Origin of the sequence: Streptococcus sp. NLAE-zl-C503 (assembly GCF_900104285.1) — a bacterium.
Taxonomy (GTDB): domain Bacteria; phylum Bacillota; class Bacilli; order Lactobacillales; family Streptococcaceae; genus Streptococcus.
In genome coordinates this window covers 163518-182578 of sequence record NZ_FNJT01000002.1, presented here as the reverse complement: position 1 = coordinate 182578, position 19061 = coordinate 163518, and the positions used below count along the sequence as shown (strand labels likewise).

The following is a 19061-nucleotide window of genomic DNA, read 5'->3' as shown; positions in this document are numbered from 1 at the left end:
GAAATGGATATAGACTATATTGTAAAGACCTTTCTGGAGACCTTGAAGGGTGTGCCAATCACCTTGGTCATCATGATTGTGGCTATGGTCTTAAGTTTTTTACCTGCTCTATTTTTAGCCTTAGGGCAGATTTACAAGGTTCGAGGGGTGAGAAGTTTTTCTCTGGTCTATCTGGCTTTTATCCGAGCGACCCCTCCGATTTTATTGATTCTCTTCTTTTATAGTTTGTTTCCAAGTCTGCTGAATCAATTTTTCAAAAGCACAGGAAGCGACTTTGATATTTTCAAGCTTGATCCTCTCTACTATGCCTTTATCATTTATAGTTTGATGACAGTCGGGAGTTTGTCGGAGATTTTGCGTTCAGCGATCTTGACGGTGGACAAGGGACAATTAGAGGCGGCGCATGCGATTGGGCTGACTACGACCCAGGCCTATTTAAGGATTGTTTTTCCTCAAGCCTTGCGCTCAGCCTTGCCTAACCTGGCCAATCTGGTGATCAATATCGTCAAAGGGACCTCCCTGGTCTTTGTTATGACTATCAAGGATATCACCGCTATTGCTCGTGTAGAAGCGTCCTACGGTTACCAGTATTTTGAGTCTTATTTTGTGATCTTTTTGCAGTATATTTTGATCTGTGGTTCGATTCAGTGGGGCTTCTCCCTACTGGAGAAAGGCTATGTGAAAAAAGAAAAGAGAGCAAAAGCATCTAGCGCACGTTTTGTATAGGAGGACAGGATGTTACAAGTAGAACATATCGCAAAAACATTTGGTGAGAGGCAGGTCCTGGAGGATGTCAATCTTCAGGTCGATCAAGGGGATGTCGTCGTTATTTTAGGACCATCAGGTTCGGGGAAAACGACCTTTCTCCGTTGTCTCAACCACTTAGAAAAAGCTGACAGTGGCCGTTTGACCTTGGCAGGAAAAACTTATGACTTAGCCAAATTAAGCAAGAAAGACATTCTAGAAATTCGCCAAAAAACAGCCTTTGTTTTCCAACACTACAATCTCTTTGCAAACAAAACTGCTCTGGAAAATATTCTAGAAGGCCTAATCGTGGCTCGTAAAGTTCCCAAGGAAGAAGCGCTCAAACGTGCAGAATCTGCCTTGGAAAAAGTTGGTTTACTGGCCTATAAAGACTACTACCCTTCTCAGCTATCTGGAGGGCAACAACAACGAATAGGGATTGCGCGTGCCATTGCCGTCAAGCCCGAGGTGATTTTGCTAGATGAACCAACATCTGCACTAGACCCTGAGTTGGTTGGAGATGTTTTGGATGTTCTGAAACAGTTGGCGGGAGAAGGTGTGACCATGGTGGTCGTCACACATGAGATGGGATTTGCTAGGGATGTCGCTAACCACGTTATTTTCATGGATGGAGGTCGTATAGTAGAGGAGAATAATCCCCACGATTTCTTTAGTCGTCCACAAGAAGAACGAACCAAGCAGTTTCTGGCTCGTATCTTATCAGACGCTAGCTATAGTGTAGAATATATGATTTGATAGATAAGTGCATTATGAAAGTAACTTATGAGGCAAAGTTTCAATCTATAAACTATGGAAAAAGGTGTCAGCTTGAAATGACTTTCCGAAAAAGCTAGGTTTTAGACTTAGATTGGCTATTTGAGATGATTTGAGGTACTTTTCGTACACTCAAGTGGGCAATCTTATTTTAGATTTTTCATTTCTCAAAAAACTTAAGAAAAATTTAAGCTAGGAGGTGTATACTAAGTTCATAAGTTAAGAGAAACTTAACTTAAACTCCTAAAACTTTTTCATAATAATCTCCCTATAAAATAAAGTCGCCTAATCAGGCGGCTTATTTTTTGTCTATCTGCAAGTAGGGGCAGTAACTTAGCAATAGAAGAATAGAGGGAAATATGGTATAATGAAACGATAGATTTTTGAATAGGAATAAGATCATGTTTGGATTTTTTAAGAAAGATAAAGCTGTAGAAGTTGAGGTTCCAACACAGGTTCCTGCTCACATTGGTATCATCATGGATGGGAATGGCCGCTGGGCTAAAAAACGGATGCAACCACGGGTTTTTGGTCATAAGGCAGGGATGGAAGCCCTCCAAAAGGTGACCAAGGCAGCTAACAAGATGGGAGTCAAGGTCATCACGGTTTATGCCTTTTCAACGGAAAACTGGACGCGCCCAGATCAAGAAGTCAAGTTTATCATGAACTTACCAGTCGAGTTTTATGACAACTACGTCCCGGAATTACATGCAAATAACGTTAAGATTCAGATGATTGGGGAGACAGATCGCCTACCTAAGCCGACCTTTGAAGCTTTGAAAAAAGCAGAGGAATTGACCAAGAACAATACGGGCTTGATTCTCAATTTTGCGCTTAACTATGGTGGTCGTGCTGAAATTACGCAGGCTTTTAAGAGCTTGGCTCAGGAAGTTCTAGATGCCAAAATCAATCCTGGTGATATTACAGAAGATATGATAGGGGATTATCTTTTCACACAACGCCTGCCAAAGGATTTGCGAGATCCTGATTTGATTATCCGTACGAGTGGTGAGTTGCGTTTGAGTAATTTCTTGCCATGGCAAGCAGCCTATAGCGAGCTTTACTTTACGGATACCTTGTGGCCCGATTTTGATGAAGCCTCTTTGAAGGAGGCTATTACAGCCTATAATCGTCGGAATCGCCGATTTGGAGGAGTTTAGGAGAAGATATGACCCAAGATTTACAAAAGAGAACATTGTTTGCGGTATTGGCCCTGGCTATTTTCCTTCCAGTCTTATTTGTGGGAGGACTCTTGTTGCAGATAGGAATTGGTTTGTTAGCGATGCTGGCTGTCCATGAACTCTTGCAGATGAAGGGGCTAAAGACCATGACCATCGAGGGTGCCATGACCCTCTTTGCGACCTTTGCCCTCACAATCCCCTTAGAAAATTATCTAACTTTTTTGCCAGTTGATGGGAATGTGGTTGCTTACAGTGTTTTGATTACCATAATGCTAGGGACGACCGTTTTCAGTAAAAGCTATACGATTGAAGATACTGTTTTTCCAATTGCGATGAGCTTTTATGTTGGTTTTGGCTTTAACGCCTTACTAGATGCTCGGGTGGCAGGTTTTGACAAGGTTCTTCTGGCTCTCTTTATCGTTTGGGCGACAGATAGTGCAGCTTATCTGACGGGTGTGAATTTTGGCAAGCATAAGTTGGCTCCGAGAGTTTCTCCCAATAAGAGCATTGAGGGCTTTGTCGGGGGTATTTTAGGTGCGGTACTGATAACGGTAATCTTCATGCTAGTGGACAGTACAGTTGCTCTTCCTTATGGAATTTATAGAATGAGTCTCTTTGCTGCCTTCTTCAGTGTGGCAGGTCAGTTTGGTGACTTGATTGAGAGTGCTACGAAACGCCATTTCGGTGTTAAGGATTCTGGAAAATTTATCCCTGGACATGGCGGTGTGTTGGATCGCTTTGACAGCATGCTGATTGTGTTTCCAATGATGCACTTATTTGGCCTGTTTTAAAGAAAGGAATATTGAATGATTGGATTGCTAACCTTTATCCTCGTTTTTGGGATTATTGTGGTGGTGCATGAGTTTGGACATTTTTATTTTGCCAAGAAATCAGGCATTCTAGTTCGTGAATTTGCCATTGGTATGGGGCCCAAGATTTTTTCCCATATCGGCAAGGATGGCACTGCTTATACCATTCGAATCCTTCCTCTAGGAGGCTATGTTCGTATGGCAGGCTGGGGTGATGATGCGACAGAAATCAAGACAGGAACTCCAGTCAGTTTAACACTTGCTGATGATGGCAAGGTCAAACGGATTAACCTCTCAGGGAAGAAGCTGGATCAAACGGCTCTTCCTATGCAGGTAACCCAGTTTGACTTTGAAGACAAGCTCTTCATTAAAGGATTGGTTTTGGAAGAAGAAAAGACTTTTGCAGTAGATCACGATGCAACGGTTGTTGAAGAAGACGGAACCGAAGTGCGCATCGCCCCTCTGGATGTACAGTATCAAAATGCTTCTATCTGGGGCAAGCTCATCACCAACTTTGCAGGTCCCATGAATAACTTTATCTTAGGTGTTGTTGTTTTTTGGATCCTGATCTTTTTGCAGGGTGGTGTTAGAGACACTCAGACCAATCTCTTTCATGTCATGCCAGAAGGAGCTTTGGCCAAGGTGGGCGTAGCTGAGACAGCTCAAATCACCAAGGTCGGCTCGCATGAGGTTAAGAATTGGCAAGACTTGACCCAGGCTGTGGAAGCAGATACCAAGGACAAGACTGCCCCGACCTTGGATGTGACCATTTCTGAAAATGGTAGCGAAAAGCAAGTTACTGTGACACCAGAAGAGAATCAAGGACGTTATATTCTTGGGGTTCAACCGGGAGTCAAGTCAGACTTTCTATCCATGTTTGTTGGTGGATTTACAACTGCTGCTGACTCAGGACTCCGCATCCTTTCGGCTCTGAAAAACTTGATTTTCCATCCAGATTTGAACAAACTCGGTGGTCCCGTGGCTATTTTTAAGGCAAGTAGCGATGCTGCTAAAAATGGTCTTGAGAATGTCCTCTACTTCCTAGCTATAATTTCCATCAATATCGGGATTTTTAACTTGATTCCTATCCCGGCTTTGGATGGTGGAAAGATTGTGCTCAATATCCTAGAGGCTATCCGCCGGAAACCCCTTAAACAAGAGATTGAAACCTATGTCACCATGGCTGGTGTAGTTATCATGGTTGTCTTGATGCTAGCTGTGACTTGGAATGACATTATGCGACTCTTTTTTTAGATAATCGAGGAATATTATGAAACAAAGTAAAATGCTAATCCCTACGCTTCGTGAAATGCCAAGCGATGCTCAAGTTATCAGCCACGCCCTTATGTTGCGTGCTGGTTATGTTCGTCAAGTTTCTGCCGGTGTTTATTCTTACCTACCACTCGCTAACCGTGTGATTGAAAAGGCTAAGAATATCATGCGCCAAGAGTTTGATAAGATTGGTGCGGTGGAAATGTTGGCTCCTGCCCTTCTCAGTGCCGATCTCTGGCGCGAATCAGGCCGTTACGAAACCTATGGTGAAGACCTTTATAAACTGAAAAATCGTGAAAAGTCAGACTTTATCCTAGGTCCGACACATGAAGAAACTTTTACAGCTATTGTTCGTGACTCTGTGAAATCTTACAAGCAATTGCCACTTAACCTTTACCAAATCCAACCGAAATACCGTGATGAAAAACGTCCACGTAACGGACTTCTCCGTACGCGTGAATTTATCATGAAAGATGGATATAGTTTCCATGCTAATTACGATAGTTTGGATGTGACTTATGACGAGTACAAGGCGGCCTACGAACGAATTTTCACTCGTAGTGGTTTGGATTTCAAGGCTATCATCGGTGACGGTGGAGCCATGGGTGGTAAGGATAGCCAAGAATTTATGGCCATCACCCCTGCTCGTACAGACCTTGACCGCTGGGTTGTCTTGGACAAGTCAGTTGCCTCATTTGATGAAATTCCTGCAGAAGTGCAAGAAGAAATCAAAGCAGAATTGCTCAAATGGATGGTTTCTGGTGAAGACACTATTGCCTACTCAAGTGAGTCTAGCTATGCGGCTAACTTGGAAATGGCAACAAACGAGTACAAACCAAGCAACCGTGTTGTTGCGGAAGAAGAAGTGACTCGAGTGGAAACTCCAGATGTTAAATCCATCGATGAAGTGGCAGCCTTCCTTAACGTGCCAGAAGAGCAAACCATTAAAACCCTCTTCTACATGGCAGATGGTGAGCTTGTCGCAGCCCTTCTAGTTGGAAATGACCAACTCAACGAAGTCAAGTTGAAAAACCACTTGGGTGCAGATTTCTTTGACGTTGCGAGCGAGGAAGAAGTGGCAAGTGTCGTCCCAGCAGGCTTTGGTTCGCTTGGACCAGTTGCTTTGCCAGAAAATGTCAAAATCATTGCTGACCGCAAGGTGCAAGATGTTCGCAATGCTGTTGCTGGTGCCAACCAAGATGGCTATCACTTGACGGGTGTGAACCCAGGTCGCGACTTCACTGCAGAATATGTGGATATCCGTGAAGTTCGTGAGGGTGAAATCTCTCCAGACGGACAAGGTGTTCTAAACTTTGCGCGTGGTATCGAGATTGGTCACATCTTCAAATTGGGAACTCGCTACTCAGCAAGCATGGGTGCGGATGTTTTGGATGAAAATGGCCGTGCGATCCCAATCATCATGGGTTGTTACGGTATTGGTGTCAGCCGTCTCCTCTCAGCGGTGATGGAGCAACACGCTCGCCTCTTTGTCAATAAAACTCCAAAAGGTGAATACCGTTACGCTTGGGGAGTTAACTTCCCTAAAGAATTGGCGCCATTCGATGTGCATTTGATTACTGTCAATGTTAACGATGAAGAAGCGCAAGCCTTGACAGAAAAATTGGAAGCCAACTTGATGGAAGCTGGTTACGAAGTCTTGACAGATGACCGTAACGAACGTGTCGGAGTGAAGTTTAGCGATAGCGACTTGATTGGGTTGCCAATCCGTATCACTGTTGGGAAGAAAGCGGCTGATGGCATTGTCGAAGTTAAGATCAAGGCAACTGGTGACACCATTGAAGTTCACGCAGACAACTTGCTCGAAACCCTTGAAATTCTAAGCAAGAAATAAAAACTATAATCAGAAGAAAAACAAGGCAAAAATGTAACTAGTTTTTACCTTGTTTTTTCTATATAATGAGAGTGAAGAAATACATCATCAAGTTAAGAGGTATAAGTATGTTAAAATTTCCAAAGGATTTTGTCTGGGGTTCCTCTACTTCTGGACCACAGACAGAAGGTCGTGTACCTGGTGACGGAAAGGGAGACAATCTCTGGGATTATTGGTTCCAAGTAGAGCCAAATCGTTACTACAATGGAATTGGACCTGACAAAACATCGACTTTTTACGAAAACTGGGAAAAGGATATTGAGCTTCTAGTAGAAACAGGTCATACAGCCTTTCGTACTTCTATCCAGTGGTCACGTATTTTCCCGCAAGGTCGTGGAGAAGTCAATCCTCAAGGTGTGACTTTCTACCGTCAGGTCTTTGAAGCCATTAAGGCCAAGGGGATTCGTCTCTTAGTCAATCTCTATCACTTCGACCTGCCATTTGCCCTCCAAGAAGACAGCGATGGTTGGGAAAATAAGGCAACTGTCAAGGCTTATGAAGACTATGCTCGTTTTTGTTTTGAGACTTACGGTGACTTGGTGGACCAATGGATTACCTTCAATGAACCTATCGTTCCTGTTGAGTTTGGCTATTTCTATGATGCCCACTATCCTCATAAGGTGGATGCCAAGGCGGCGGTTCAGGTAGCCTATAATACGCAACTGGCTAGCACTCTTGCAGTTAAGGCTTGTCATGAGGTTTTGCCAGGTTCTAAGATTGGGATTGTCCTCAACTTGACACCGGCCTACCCACGTAGTCAACATCCTGCAGATGTGAAAGCCGCTCGTATTGCGGATCTCTTTCAAGCGCAGTCTTTCCTAGATCCATCTGTCTTGGGAACTTATCCAGAAGAATTGGTGGAGATTTTAGCTGAGCATGATTTACTGCCAGATTCTACTGCTGAAGAGTTGGAGCTTATTCGCCAGCATACAGTGGACTTTCTTGGAGTCAACTACTACCAGCCTCTGCGCGTCATGGCCCCACGTTTTGCCAAGCATCCAGACAGTCCCCTCTTGCCTGAACATTTCTATGAGCCTTATGTCATGCCAGGCCGTAAAATCAATCCTCACCGAGGTTGGGAAATCTATGAGCAAGGGATTTATGATATTGCCCAAAATATCAAGGAAAATTATGGTAATATTGAGTGGATGTTGACAGAGAATGGCATGGGTGTTGAAGGGGAAGACAAGTTCCGTGTGAATGGCATGATTCAGGACGACTATCGTATCGACTTTGTCAAAGGACATCTGCGTGAACTGCACCGTGCTATTGAAGACGGAGCCAACTGTAAGGGTTACTTGATTTGGACCTTTATTGATTGCTGGTCATGGCTCAATAGCTATAAAAACCGCTATGGTTTGGTTGAGCTTGACTTGGAAACACAAGAACGCCGTCTGAAGAAATCAGGGCACTGGTTCAAGGAACTCAGCGACCATAATGGATTTTAAGAATAAAAAGAGTGAGATGCCAAGTGAGATGTCATCTCACTTTTTAATATGTGACTATGGATCAGTATAGTTTTATCTACTACAAGTATAAAACCTTTCCATCTAAATCGCAAGGAAAATGGTACTAGCTATATATTTTCTTTAATTATGGTAAAATAGTAAGAGAATAATGTGAGGAAAATGAATGTCAAGTAAGTTTGAAATTTTAATGAATCAACTAGGAATCTCTGATCAGCTGAGACAGGATCCTGCTCTTATTGATGCAAGTATTGAGCGTGTTGTGGTTCATAAAATTAGTAAGGTATGGGAATTTCATTTTGTATTTTCTAAAATTTTACCTATCGAAATTTTTCTAGAGTTAAAGAAGGGGTTGAGTGAGGAATTTTCTAAGACAGGCAATCAAGCTGTTTTTGAAATCAAGGCTCTTTCTCAAGAATTTTCTAATGAACTCTTGCAGGCCTACTATAAGGAGGCTTTTTCTGAAGGTCCGTGTGCTAGCCAAGGATTTAAGTCTCTTTATCAGAATCTGCAAGTTCGTGCGGAGGGTAATCAACTCTTTATTGAAGGTTCAGAGGCGATTGATAAGGAACACTTTAAGAAGAATCATCTTCCTAACTTAGCAAAGCAACTTGAGAAATTTGGTTTCCCTGTTTTTGTTTGCCAGATAGAAAAGAATGATACCCTTACACAAGAGCAGGAGGAAGCCTTTCATGTGGAGAATGAACAAATCGTCCAGGCTGCCAACGAAGAAGCTTTGCGGGCTATGGAACAACTGGAACAAATGGCTCCTCCACCAGTAGAAGAGAAACCAGCCTTTGATTTTCAGGCTAAAAAGGCTGCGACCAAGCTAAAACTAGATAAGGCAGAAGTGACCCAGATGATCGATGTGACAACTGAGGAAAATCGTTTGGTCTTTGAAGGGGTCGTTTTTGATGTGGAGCATAAGGTGACCAGAACAGGTCGTGTCTTGATCAACTTTAAGATGACGGACTATAGTTCGAGCTTCTCAATGCAAAAATGGGTTAAGAATGAAGAAGAGGCTCAGAAGTTTGACATCATTAAAAAAAATTCTTGGCTTCGTGTTCGTGGGAATGTAGAGATGAATAACTTCACACGCGATTTGACCATGAATGTGCAGGATGTGCAGGAAGTTGTTCACTATGAGCGGAAGGATTTAATGCCAGAAGGTGAGCGTCGGGTTGAGTTTCATGCTCATACTAATATGTCGACTATGGATGCTCTACCAGAGGTTGAAGAAATCGTTGCGACAGCGGCTAAGTGGGGACATAAGGCGGTTGCCATTACGGATCATGGTAATGTTCAGTCCTTCCCACATGGCTATAAGGCGGCCAAGAAAGCTGGGATCCAGCTGATCTATGGAATGGAAGCCAATATTGTTGAAGACCGAGTTCCTATCGTCTACAACGAAGTGGAGATGGACTTGTCAGAAGCGACCTATGTAGTTTTTGACGTGGAAACGACAGGTCTTTCAGCCATCTATAATGACTTGATTCAGGTTGCGGCTTCTAAGATGTACAAGGGGAATGTCATTGCCGAATTTGATGAATTTATCAATCCTGGGCATCCCTTGTCAGCTTTTACCACTGAGTTGACTGGAATTACAGATGACCATGTCAAAAATGCTAAACCACTGGAACAAGTTCTGCAAGAATTTCAAGAGTTTTGCAAGGATACAGTCTTAGTTGCCCACAATGCCACCTTTGACGTTGGCTTTATGAATGCCAACTATGAGCGCCATGGTCTGCCTAAGATTAGCCAGCCAGTCATTGATACGCTAGAGTTTGCTAGAAATCTCTACCCTGAGTATAAACGTCATGGTTTGGGGCCTTTGACCAAGCGTTTTGGAGTGGCTTTGGAACATCACCACATGGCCAACTACGATGCGGAAGCTACTGGTCGTTTGCTTTTCATCTTTATCAAAGAGGTAGCAGACAAACATGGTGTGACGGATTTGGCTAGACTCAATATTGATCTAATCAGTCCAGATTCTTATAAAAAAGCTCGAATCAAGCATGCGACTATTTATGTTAAGAATCAAGTTGGTCTAAAAAATATCTTTAAACTGGTTTCTTTGTCCAACACCAAGTACTTTGAAGGGGTGCCACGAATTCCGAGAACGGTTCTAGATGCCCATCGGGAAGGTTTGATTTTAGGCTCAGCTTGCTCGGAGGGTGAAGTTTTTGACGCAGTTGTTTCCCAAGGTGTGGATGCGGCGGTTGAGGTGGCTAAGTATTATGACTTTATCGAGGTCATGCCCCCAGCTATCTATGCGCCCTTGATTGCCAAGGAGCAGGTCAAGGATATGGAGGAACTTCAGACCATTATCAAAAGTTTGATAGAAGTGGGAGACCGTCTTGGCAAGCCTGTTCTAGCTACGGGAAATGTCCATTATATCGAACCAGAAGAAGAGATTTATCGTGAAATTATCGTCCGTAGTTTAGGACAGGGGGCTGTGATTAACCGAACCATTGGTCATGGCGAACATGCCCAACCGGCCCCGCTACCTAAGGCTCATTTTCGAACAACCAATGAGATGTTGGATGAATTTGCTTTCTTGGGAGAGGAATTGGCTCGTAAACTGGTTATTGAAAACACCAATGCCTTGGCAGAAATCTTTGAGCCTGTTGAGGTTGTTAAGGGCGACTTGTATACACCTTTCATCGATAAAGCTGAAGAAACGGTCGCTGAGCTGACCTACAAGAAGGCCTTTGAGATTTATGGAAATCCGCTACCAGATATTGTTGATTTGCGGATTGAAAAAGAATTAACTTCTATTCTGGGGAATGGATTTGCCGTGATTTATCTGGCTTCCCAGATGCTGGTGCAACGTTCCAATGAACGGGGTTACTTGGTTGGCTCTCGTGGGTCTGTTGGGTCCAGTTTCGTTGCGACCATGATTGGGATTACGGAGGTTAATCCTCTCTCTCCTCACTATGTCTGTGGTCAGTGTCAGTACAGTGAGTTTATCACCGATGGTTCTTACGGTTCAGGTTTTGATATGCCCAATAAGGACTGTCCAAACTGCGGTCACAAACTCAGCAAAAATGGGCAAGATATTCCCTTTGAAACCTTCCTTGGTTTTGATGGAGACAAGGTTCCTGATATTGACTTGAACTTCTCGGGAGAAGACCAGCCTAGTGCCCACTTGGATGTTCGTGATATCTTTGGTTCAGAGTATGCCTTCCGTGCAGGAACGGTTGGTACAGTTGCTGCCAAGACTGCCTATGGATTTGTAAAGGGCTATGAGAGAGATTATGGCAAGTTCTATCGTGATGCAGAGGTGGAACGCCTCGCTCAAGGTGCGGCTGGTGTCAAGCGGACTACAGGACAACACCCCGGGGGAATCGTTGTTATTCCTAACTACATGGACGTCTACGATTTTACGCCTGTCCAGTATCCAGCAGATGACGTGACGGCTGAATGGCAGACCACTCACTTTAACTTCCACGATATCGATGAGAATGTCCTCAAACTTGATGTACTGGGACATGATGATCCGACCATGATTCGGAAACTACAAGACTTGTCTGGGATTGACCCTAATGAAATTCCCATGGATGATGAAGGCGTGATGGCCCTCTTTTCTGGAACGGAAGTTTTAGGGGTGACACCTGAGCAAATTGGAACTCCAACAGGGATGCTGGGAATTCCAGAGTTTGGAACCAACTTTGTACGTGGGATGGTAGACGAGACGCATCCGACGACCTTTGCAGAGTTGCTTCAGCTCTCAGGTCTGTCCCACGGTACTGATGTCTGGTTGGGAAATGCCCAGGATCTGATCAAGCAAGGGATTGCGGATCTATCAACTGTTATCGGTTGTCGGGACGATATCATGGTTTACCTCATGCATGCGGGTCTCGAACCTAAGATGGCCTTTACCATCATGGAACGGGTGCGTAAAGGTTTGTGGCTCAAGATTTCTGAAGAGGAGAGAAATGGCTACATCGAGGCTATGAAGGCCAATAAGGTGCCAGAGTGGTATATCGAATCCTGTGGGAAAATCAAGTACATGTTCCCTAAGGCCCATGCGGCGGCCTACGTTATGATGGCCCTTCGCGTAGCCTACTTCAAGGTTCACCACCCCATTTATTATTACTGTGCTTACTTCTCAATCCGCGCTAAGGCTTTTGATATCAAGACTATGGGTGCGGGTTTGGATGCCATCAAGCGCAGAATGGCAGAAATCGCTGAAAAACGGAAAAACAACGAAGCCTCTAATGTGGAAATTGATCTCTACACAACTCTTGAGATTGTCAATGAAATGTGGGAACGTGGCTTCAAATTCGGCAAACTCGATCTCTATCGTAGTCAGGCGACAGAGTTTCTCATTGACGGAGACACTCTTATCCCTCCATTTGTAGCAATGGATGGTCTAGGAGAGAACGTTGCCAAGCAACTGGTGCGAGCGCGTGAAGAGGGAGAATTCCTCTCTAAAACAGAACTCCGCAAACGCGGTTGCCTCTCATCAACCTTGGTTGAAAAGATGGATGAAATGGGCATTCTCGGAAATATGCCAGAGGATAACCAGTTGAGTTTGTTTGATGAGTTTGTTTGATGAGTTTTTCTAAAATATAGAAAGAGGTTTTTATGAAACTTACCATTTCCGCTCAGGATAAGCCAGCGCAAAAGGTATTTGATTACCAGCTGGATCTTGACCCTGATACGATTTTGAAAATGACCGCTTTGATTTGCGGTACGGTAGCAGCAGTTAGCCTGCTGTCCTTGTTTAAAGAGAAATAACAATAGAAAAGGAAAAATAAAATGGTTTTACCAAATTTTAAAGAAAATCTAGAAAAATATGCTAAATTGTTGGTTGCGAACGGAATTAACGTGCAACCTGGTCACACCTTGGCTCTTTCTATTGATGTGGAGCAACGCGAGTTGGCTCATCTGATCGTGAAGGAAGCCTATGCCTTGGGTGCTCATGAGGTCATCGTTCAGTGGACAGATGATGTGATTAACCGTGAGAAATTCCTCCATGCTCCGATGGAGCGTCTGGACAATGTGCCAGAATACAAGATTGCTGAGATGAACTATCTCTTGGAGAACAAGGCTAGCCGTCTTGGGGTTCGTTCTTCTGACCCAGGTGCCTTGAACGGAGTGGATGCTGACAAACTTTCAGCTTCTGCAAAAGCGATGGGACTTGCCATGAAGCCAATGCGTATCGCAACGCAATCCAACAAGGTTAGCTGGACAGTGGCGGCCGCTGCTGGACTTGAGTGGGCTAAGAAGGTCTTCCCAAATGCAGCAAGCGACGAGGAAGCAGTCGATCTCCTTTGGGACCAAATTTTCAAAACTTGCCGTGTCTACGAAGAAGATCCTGTTAAGGCTTGGGAAGAACATGCAGCCATCCTCAAGAGCAAGGCAGATATGCTTAATAAGGAGCAATTTTCAGCCCTTCACTACACAGCGCCAGGAACAGATTTGACACTTGGTTTGCCGAAAAACCACGTTTGGGAATCAGCTGGTGCTATCAATGCACAGGGCGAAGGGTTCTTACCAAATATGCCAACAGAAGAAGTCTTTACGGCGCCTGACTTCCGTCGTGCAGATGGTTATGTAACCTCTACAAAACCGCTTAGCTACAATGGAAATATCATCGAAGGGATTAAAGTGACCTTTAAGGATGGACAAATCGTAGATATCACTGCTGAGAAGGGGGATCAGGTCATGAAAGACCTTGTCTTTGAAAATGTGGGTGCGCGTGCCTTGGGTGAATGTGCCTTGGTACCAGATCCAAGTCCAATTTCACAGTCAGGCATTACCTTCTTCAACACCCTTTTTGATGAAAATGCTTCAAATCACTTGGCTATCGGTGCAGCCTATGCGACCAGCGTTGTTGGTGGAGCAGATATGAGCGAAGAAGAGCTTGAAGCTGCAGGGCTTAATCGTTCAGATGTTCACGTTGACTTTATGATTGGTTCGAATCAAATGGATATAGACGGTATCCGTGAGGATGGAACGCGCGTACCTCTCTTCCGTAATGGAGACTGGGCAAATTAAGGAGAAGCTATGATTGGAAGCATGTTTGTCGGCCTTTTAATCGGACTATTAGCTGGAGCTATCACCAATCGTGGAGAACGTATGGGATGCTTTGGGAAGATGTTCCTCGGCTGGATTGGTGCCTTTCTAGGACAATTACTCTTTGGTTCTTGGGGGCCAAGCCTAAACGGTACAGCCATTATCCCAGCAGTTCTCGGTGCCATGATTGTCTTAGCTATCTTCTGGGACAGAGGAAGTTAGCTTTCCGACTCTGAAAAGGAAAGGAGGTTGGTCACTTGGGCTAGCCTCCTTTTGAGTATGATATAATAGTTCTATGAGATTAGATAAATTTTTAGTTGCCTGCGCTGTAGGGAGTCGAACTGAGGTTAAAAACTTGCTCAAGGCTGGGCGCGTGACGGTAAATGGTAAAAAAGAAAAGTCAGCGAAACTGCAGATTGATGAAGAAAGAGATGAGATTCGCTTTGATGGTCAAAAGCTAGAATACGAGGAATTTGTCTACTACATGATGAACAAGCCCCAAGGAGTCATTTCGGCGACTGAGGATCCCAAGCATAGAACGGTTCTAGACTTGTTGGATGACTTGGCACGGACCAAGGGAGTTTTCCCAGTAGGGCGCTTGGATATCGATACACATGGTCTCCTACTCTTGACCAATGACGGCCAGCTGGCCCATGCTTTGCTTTCACCAAAACGTCATGTGTATAAGACCTATCTGGCACAAGTCGAGGGAATTATGACCCAAGAAGATGTGGAGACATTTACAAAGGGCATTCCTCTCAAAGACTTTACCTGTCAGCCAGCTAAGCTGGAGATTGTGTCGGTAGATCCAGAAAAGAATCAAAGTTTGGTTCGCGTGACCATTGCTGAAGGGAAGTTTCATCAAGTCAAACGAATGGTGGCCTACTGTGGCAAGGAAGTGGTGGATCTACAACGTTTGACTATGGGAACTTTTATTTTAGACGAGAACCTGAAACGTGGTGAGTGGCGTCGCCTGACCAAGGAGGAGTTAGAGGAGCTCCTTGCTAGTATTGATTAAGTCAATGTATTTTAGTAAAAAGGTGAGGAGAATATCCCTGCCTTTTTCGTTTTTCAGTTGCTTCCTTTGTGAAAAGAGTTATAATAGACAGTAGAATAAAAGGAGGAATCTATGAACTCGATTCAAGAATCATTTACAGATAAACTATTTGCCAACTATGAAGCAAATGTCAAATACCAAGCGATCGAAAATGCTGCCAGCCACAATGGAATTTTTGCAGCTCTAGAACGTCGCCAAAGTCATGTAGACAATGCACCTGTTTTCTCATTGGATTTGACCAAGGACAAGGTTACTAACCAGAAAGCGTCTGGTCGTTGCTGGATGTTTGCAGCTCTCAACACCTTCCGTCACAAACTCATTTCTCAATATAAATTGGAAAACTTTGAATTGTCACAAGCCCACACTTTCTTCTGGGACAAGTATGAAAAATCTAACTGGTTCTTGGAGCAAGTGATTGCGACTGCAGACCAAGAATTGACGAGCCGTAAGGTTAGCTTCCTACTCCAAACTCCACAACAAGACGGTGGACAGTGGGATATGGTCGTTGCCCTCTTTGAGAAATACGGTGTCGTTCCTAAGTCTGTTTATCCTGAGTCTGTTTCATCTAGCAGCAGCCGTGAGCTCAATGCCATCCTTAACAAATTGCTTCGCCAAGATGCTCAAATCTTGCGTGACTTGCTCGCTTCTGGTGCAGACCAAGCGACTGTTCAAGCTAAGAAAGAAGACCTCTTGCAAGAAATCTTTAACTTCCTTGCTATGTCACTAGGACTTCCACCACGTAACTTTGACTTTGCTTATCGTGATAAGGATGATAACTACCAAAGCGAAAAGGGGATCACACCACAAGAGTTTTACAAGAAATATGTCAATCTTCCTCTAGAAGATTATGTTTCGGTTATCAACGCCCCAACTGCTGACAAGCCTTACGGTAAATCTTACACAGTTGAGATGTTAGGAAATGTGGTTGGTAGCCGTGCAGTTCGCTACATCAATGTACCTATGGAGCGTTTGAAAGAATTAGCGATTGCTCAAATGCAAACAGGTGAGACCGTTTGGTTTGGTTCTGATGTCGGCCAACTCAGCAACCGTAAAGCAGGGATCCTTGCGACAGATGTTTATGACTTCGAATCAAGCATGGATATCCAACTGACTCAAGACAAGGCTGGACGTTTGGACTACAGTGAAAGCTTGATGACCCACGCCATGGTCTTGACAGGTGTGGATTTGGATGAAAACGGCAAATCACTCAAGTGGAAAGTTGAAAACTCATGGGGAGACAAGGTCGGTACAGATGGTTACTTTGTTGCTTCAGACGCTTGGATGGACGAATACACTTACCAAATCGTTGTCCGTAAGGAATTGCTGACAGCAGAAGAACAAGCCGCATATGAAGCAGAACCAATCGTGTTAGCACCATGGGATCCAATGGGTGCCTTGGCAGAATAAAGCATAAAGAAAAAAGGTTAGGGGAATTCTAGCCTCTTTTTTTCAAGTAATTTCTTAAAGTAGTGATAGATAATGCTTGCCAAGGGAGTTCTTCTTATTTTGAGTCTTTAAGTGACAGAGAAAAAGATATGTGTTATTATAGTAGTACAAAAGGATATCGGAGTAGAAATGAAGTATTTAAGCAGTCAAGACATCAAGGATTGTCAACGAAATATCAGCGATATTAAACCTTATAAAACGACCAAGGAAATCATTTTTTCAAATATCTTTACCTTCTTTAATGCCATGAACTTGGCTCTGGCAGTTCTGGTAGCCACAACCTTGCGATTTGAGAATATGCTCTTTTTAGGTGTGATTGCTATCAATACAGCCATTGGGATTTTCCAAGAAGTGCGATCAAAAAATGCCTTGGAAAAGCTAAGTTTGCTTGGTAAAAGTAAGTACAGGGTCAACCGAGATGGTCAAACGATCGAGATTGATCCAGAGGACATCGTTTTAGGGGAGTATCTGCATCTCAATCTGGGAGACCAGGTGCCTGTCGATGCAGAAGTGCTTGAAGGAAATATTGAAGTGGATGAGTCCTTGCTGACTGGCGAGAGTGATTCGGTCTTTAAAACGATTGGTGACCAGCTGATGAGCGGAAGCAATGTCATTAGCGGATCCTGCCTTGTTACGGCGACGGCTGTGGGGCAGGATAGCTATATTAACAAACTCGCAAAATCCAGCAAGGAATTCAAAAAATACCCTTCTCAACTGCGCGATTACATGGATAAGATTTTAAAAATCGTCTCGATTTTGCTGGTGCCGGTTGCCATTCTGCTCTATGTCAGAGGTTTTAGTCTGGGACGGACTTATGTTGAGATTGTCTTGGGAAGTTCAGGTGCCTTGGTCGGCATGATTCCGGAGGGGTTGATTCTCCTGGTCAGTGTATCCCTAGCAGTAGCGGCCATGAAGCTGGCCAAAAAGAAGGTTCTGGTGCGGGAGCTATACTGTGTAGAGACCTTGGCGCGGGTAGATGTTCTTTGTTTTGATAAGACAGGTACCATCACGACTGGTAATATGAAGGTCCAAGAAATGGATGCTAATGTAGCAGAGAAACTGTCTTCTTATCTAGCCTATTTTGACGATGAGAATGCGACTTCGCGAGCTCTGAAGACTTACTTAACCTGTGAGAAAAAGTGGGAAGTTCAAGAGGTCGGTGCCTTTTCAAGCAAAAACAAGTATTCCTTTGTCCAAGTAAAAGAGGGCGGGACCTATTTCTTCGGGGCTTATGAGTTTCTAGGCTTTACTCAACCGATGGATCCTTACTATGAACATCTAAAACAACAAGGTTTTCGAATCTTATCGCTTGCTCATAGCAAGGACCAAATCACGACTCCAGCCAATATGGAACTACTAGGGCACGTCGTTCTGTCGGATGAGATCAAGGACAATACCAAGGACACCTTTGACTATTTCGAATCTCAAGGTGTTGAAGTAAAGATTATCAGTGGTGATAATCATGTGGCTGTATATGGGGTGGCTCGTAAGGCAGGATTTAAAGAATCAGCCCGTGCGATTGATATGACCAAGGTGAGTGATGAGGACTTTGAAAAAGTAGTCTTGGAACACGATATCTTTGGTCGCGTGACACCTGAGCAGAAAGAAAAGATGGTGACCGTTTTGCAAAATGCTGGGAAAACAGTTGCTATGAGTGGTGATGGAGTCAATGATGTTCTGGCTCTCAAGAAAGCAGACATCAGCTTTGCTATGAATGGTGCTACGAGTGCAGCTAAAAGTGTATCTAATATTGTTTTTCTGACAGATGACTTTGCAGTTTTTTATGATATCTTGATGGAAGGTCGCCGTGTCATCAATAACATCCAAAAGGTAGCCTCTCTCTTTCTAACAAAGACCTTCTTCTCCATCGTTTTTGCCATTTTGAGTGTAATATTTGGTTTGGAATTTGCCTTTATCCCTATTCAATTTACAATCATTTCAGCCATTACGATTGGGATTCCATCCTTCTTCCTAACTTTTGAGTCCAATAAAGAGAAGGTTAGCACCCATTTTATGCGAGATATTTTAATCAATGCTGCGATTGGTGGTGGCATTTTGGTTGCTAGTGTTCTCCTGACGAACTTCTTTATCACTGTCTCAGGTCAGGTCAAATTTATTTGCTTCCTCTTTGCTCTGATCAATGGTCTGTGTCTAGTTGCCAAGGTCAGCCTTCCCTTTAATCGATACAAGCTACTCTTGCTCACGTTTTTGAGCCTTGGAGCCCTTGTTGGCGTACTTGCCAATACTTTTATCCTGCAAGGATCTTTTGTGCCTTTAGAAGCCAAACAGATGCTCTATGTTGCCATTCTAGCAGTTGTAATTGGAAGCTTTCATTATCTTACTAGGAGAAAAAGTTGACACACAAAAAGAATCAGGGTTTAATCCTGATTCTTTTTT

14 protein-coding genes are annotated in these 19061 nt (G+C 43.8%); all 14 read left to right on the top strand.

The window, feature by feature from the left end; all coding sequences use genetic code 11:
- Positions 1-3 precede the first annotated feature (3 nt).
- A complete protein-coding gene (locus tag BLS46_RS05015; RefSeq protein WP_093586032.1) occupies positions 4-726 on the top strand; it encodes an amino acid ABC transporter permease in 723 nt (240 codons plus the stop codon).
- 9 nt (positions 727-735) lie between these two features.
- On the top strand, positions 736-1500 hold the full coding sequence (locus BLS46_RS05010; protein WP_093586030.1) for an amino acid ABC transporter ATP-binding protein: 765 nt from the start codon (positions 736-738) through the stop codon (positions 1498-1500).
- A gap of 419 nt (positions 1501-1919) precedes the next feature.
- Positions 1920-2678 carry an isoprenyl transferase gene (locus BLS46_RS05005; protein WP_038805815.1) on the top strand — a complete coding sequence of 253 codons (759 nt, stop codon included), beginning with the start codon at positions 1920-1922 and terminating at the stop codon, positions 2676-2678.
- A gap of 8 nt (positions 2679-2686) precedes the next feature.
- A complete protein-coding gene (locus tag BLS46_RS05000) occupies positions 2687-3490 on the top strand; it encodes a phosphatidate cytidylyltransferase (protein ID WP_093586028.1) in 804 nt (267 codons plus the stop codon).
- A 15-nt stretch (positions 3491-3505) separates the two neighbouring features.
- Entirely contained in the window at positions 3506-4762 is a 1257-nt protein-coding gene (rseP, locus tag BLS46_RS04995) for an RIP metalloprotease RseP (RefSeq protein WP_093586026.1), read from the top strand.
- Between the two features lie 16 nt (positions 4763-4778).
- Positions 4779-6632: a proline--tRNA ligase gene (locus BLS46_RS04990; protein WP_093586024.1), complete on the top strand. Its 1854-nt coding sequence runs from the start codon at positions 4779-4781 to the stop codon at positions 6630-6632.
- Between the two features lie 107 nt (positions 6633-6739).
- Complete coding sequence (locus BLS46_RS04985; RefSeq protein ID WP_093586022.1) at positions 6740-8119, top strand: glycoside hydrolase family 1 protein; 1380 nt, start codon at positions 6740-6742, stop codon at positions 8117-8119.
- A 184-nt stretch (positions 8120-8303) separates the two neighbouring features.
- Entirely contained in the window at positions 8304-12695 is a 4392-nt protein-coding gene (locus BLS46_RS04980; protein ID WP_093586020.1) for a PolC-type DNA polymerase III, read from the top strand.
- Between the two features lie 32 nt (positions 12696-12727).
- Positions 12728-12880: a hypothetical protein gene (locus BLS46_RS09890; RefSeq protein WP_000778898.1), complete on the top strand. Its 153-nt coding sequence runs from the start codon at positions 12728-12730 to the stop codon at positions 12878-12880.
- A 21-nt stretch (positions 12881-12901) separates the two neighbouring features.
- Positions 12902-14143 (top strand): aminopeptidase, encoded by a 1242-nt coding sequence (locus tag BLS46_RS04975; protein WP_093586018.1) that lies wholly within the window; start codon positions 12902-12904, stop codon positions 14141-14143.
- Between the two features lie 9 nt (positions 14144-14152).
- Positions 14153-14383, top strand: a complete 231-nt coding sequence (locus tag BLS46_RS04970) for a GlsB/YeaQ/YmgE family stress response membrane protein (RefSeq protein ID WP_000580440.1) — start codon at positions 14153-14155, stop codon at positions 14381-14383.
- Positions 14384-14456: 73 nt separating this feature from the next.
- Positions 14457-15179 (top strand): pseudouridine synthase, encoded by a 723-nt coding sequence (locus tag BLS46_RS04965; protein ID WP_093586016.1) that lies wholly within the window; start codon positions 14457-14459, stop codon positions 15177-15179.
- A gap of 111 nt (positions 15180-15290) precedes the next feature.
- Positions 15291-16625 (top strand): aminopeptidase C, encoded by a 1335-nt coding sequence (gene pepC, locus BLS46_RS04955; protein WP_093586014.1) that lies wholly within the window; start codon positions 15291-15293, stop codon positions 16623-16625.
- 168 nt (positions 16626-16793) lie between these two features.
- Positions 16794-19022 (top strand): HAD-IC family P-type ATPase, encoded by a 2229-nt coding sequence (locus BLS46_RS04950; protein WP_093586013.1) that lies wholly within the window; start codon positions 16794-16796, stop codon positions 19020-19022.
- Positions 19023-19061 lie beyond the last annotated feature (39 nt).

Coding starts and splice junctions, on each gene's coding strand:
- BLS46_RS04965 (WP_093586016.1), top strand. CDS start 14,457: ATGAGATTAGATAAATTTTTAGTTGCCTGCGCTGTAGGGAGTCGAACT.
- BLS46_RS05005 (WP_038805815.1), top strand. CDS start 1,920: ATGTTTGGATTTTTTAAGAAAGATAAAGCTGTAGAAGTTGAGGTTCCA.
- BLS46_RS04950 (WP_093586013.1), top strand. CDS start 16,794: ATGAAGTATTTAAGCAGTCAAGACATCAAGGATTGTCAACGAAATATC.
- rseP (WP_093586026.1), top strand. CDS start 3,506: ATGATTGGATTGCTAACCTTTATCCTCGTTTTTGGGATTATTGTGGTG.
- BLS46_RS04990 (WP_093586024.1), top strand. CDS start 4,779: ATGAAACAAAGTAAAATGCTAATCCCTACGCTTCGTGAAATGCCAAGC.
- BLS46_RS04985 (WP_093586022.1), top strand. CDS start 6,740: ATGTTAAAATTTCCAAAGGATTTTGTCTGGGGTTCCTCTACTTCTGGA.
- BLS46_RS05015 (WP_093586032.1), top strand. CDS start 4: ATGGATATAGACTATATTGTAAAGACCTTTCTGGAGACCTTGAAGGGT.
- BLS46_RS09890 (WP_000778898.1), top strand. CDS start 12,728: ATGAAACTTACCATTTCCGCTCAGGATAAGCCAGCGCAAAAGGTATTT.
- BLS46_RS05010 (WP_093586030.1), top strand. CDS start 736: ATGTTACAAGTAGAACATATCGCAAAAACATTTGGTGAGAGGCAGGTC.
- pepC (WP_093586014.1), top strand. CDS start 15,291: ATGAACTCGATTCAAGAATCATTTACAGATAAACTATTTGCCAACTAT.
- BLS46_RS04980 (WP_093586020.1), top strand. CDS start 8,304: ATGTCAAGTAAGTTTGAAATTTTAATGAATCAACTAGGAATCTCTGAT.
- BLS46_RS04970 (WP_000580440.1), top strand. CDS start 14,153: ATGATTGGAAGCATGTTTGTCGGCCTTTTAATCGGACTATTAGCTGGA.
- BLS46_RS05000 (WP_093586028.1), top strand. CDS start 2,687: ATGACCCAAGATTTACAAAAGAGAACATTGTTTGCGGTATTGGCCCTG.
- BLS46_RS04975 (WP_093586018.1), top strand. CDS start 12,902: ATGGTTTTACCAAATTTTAAAGAAAATCTAGAAAAATATGCTAAATTG.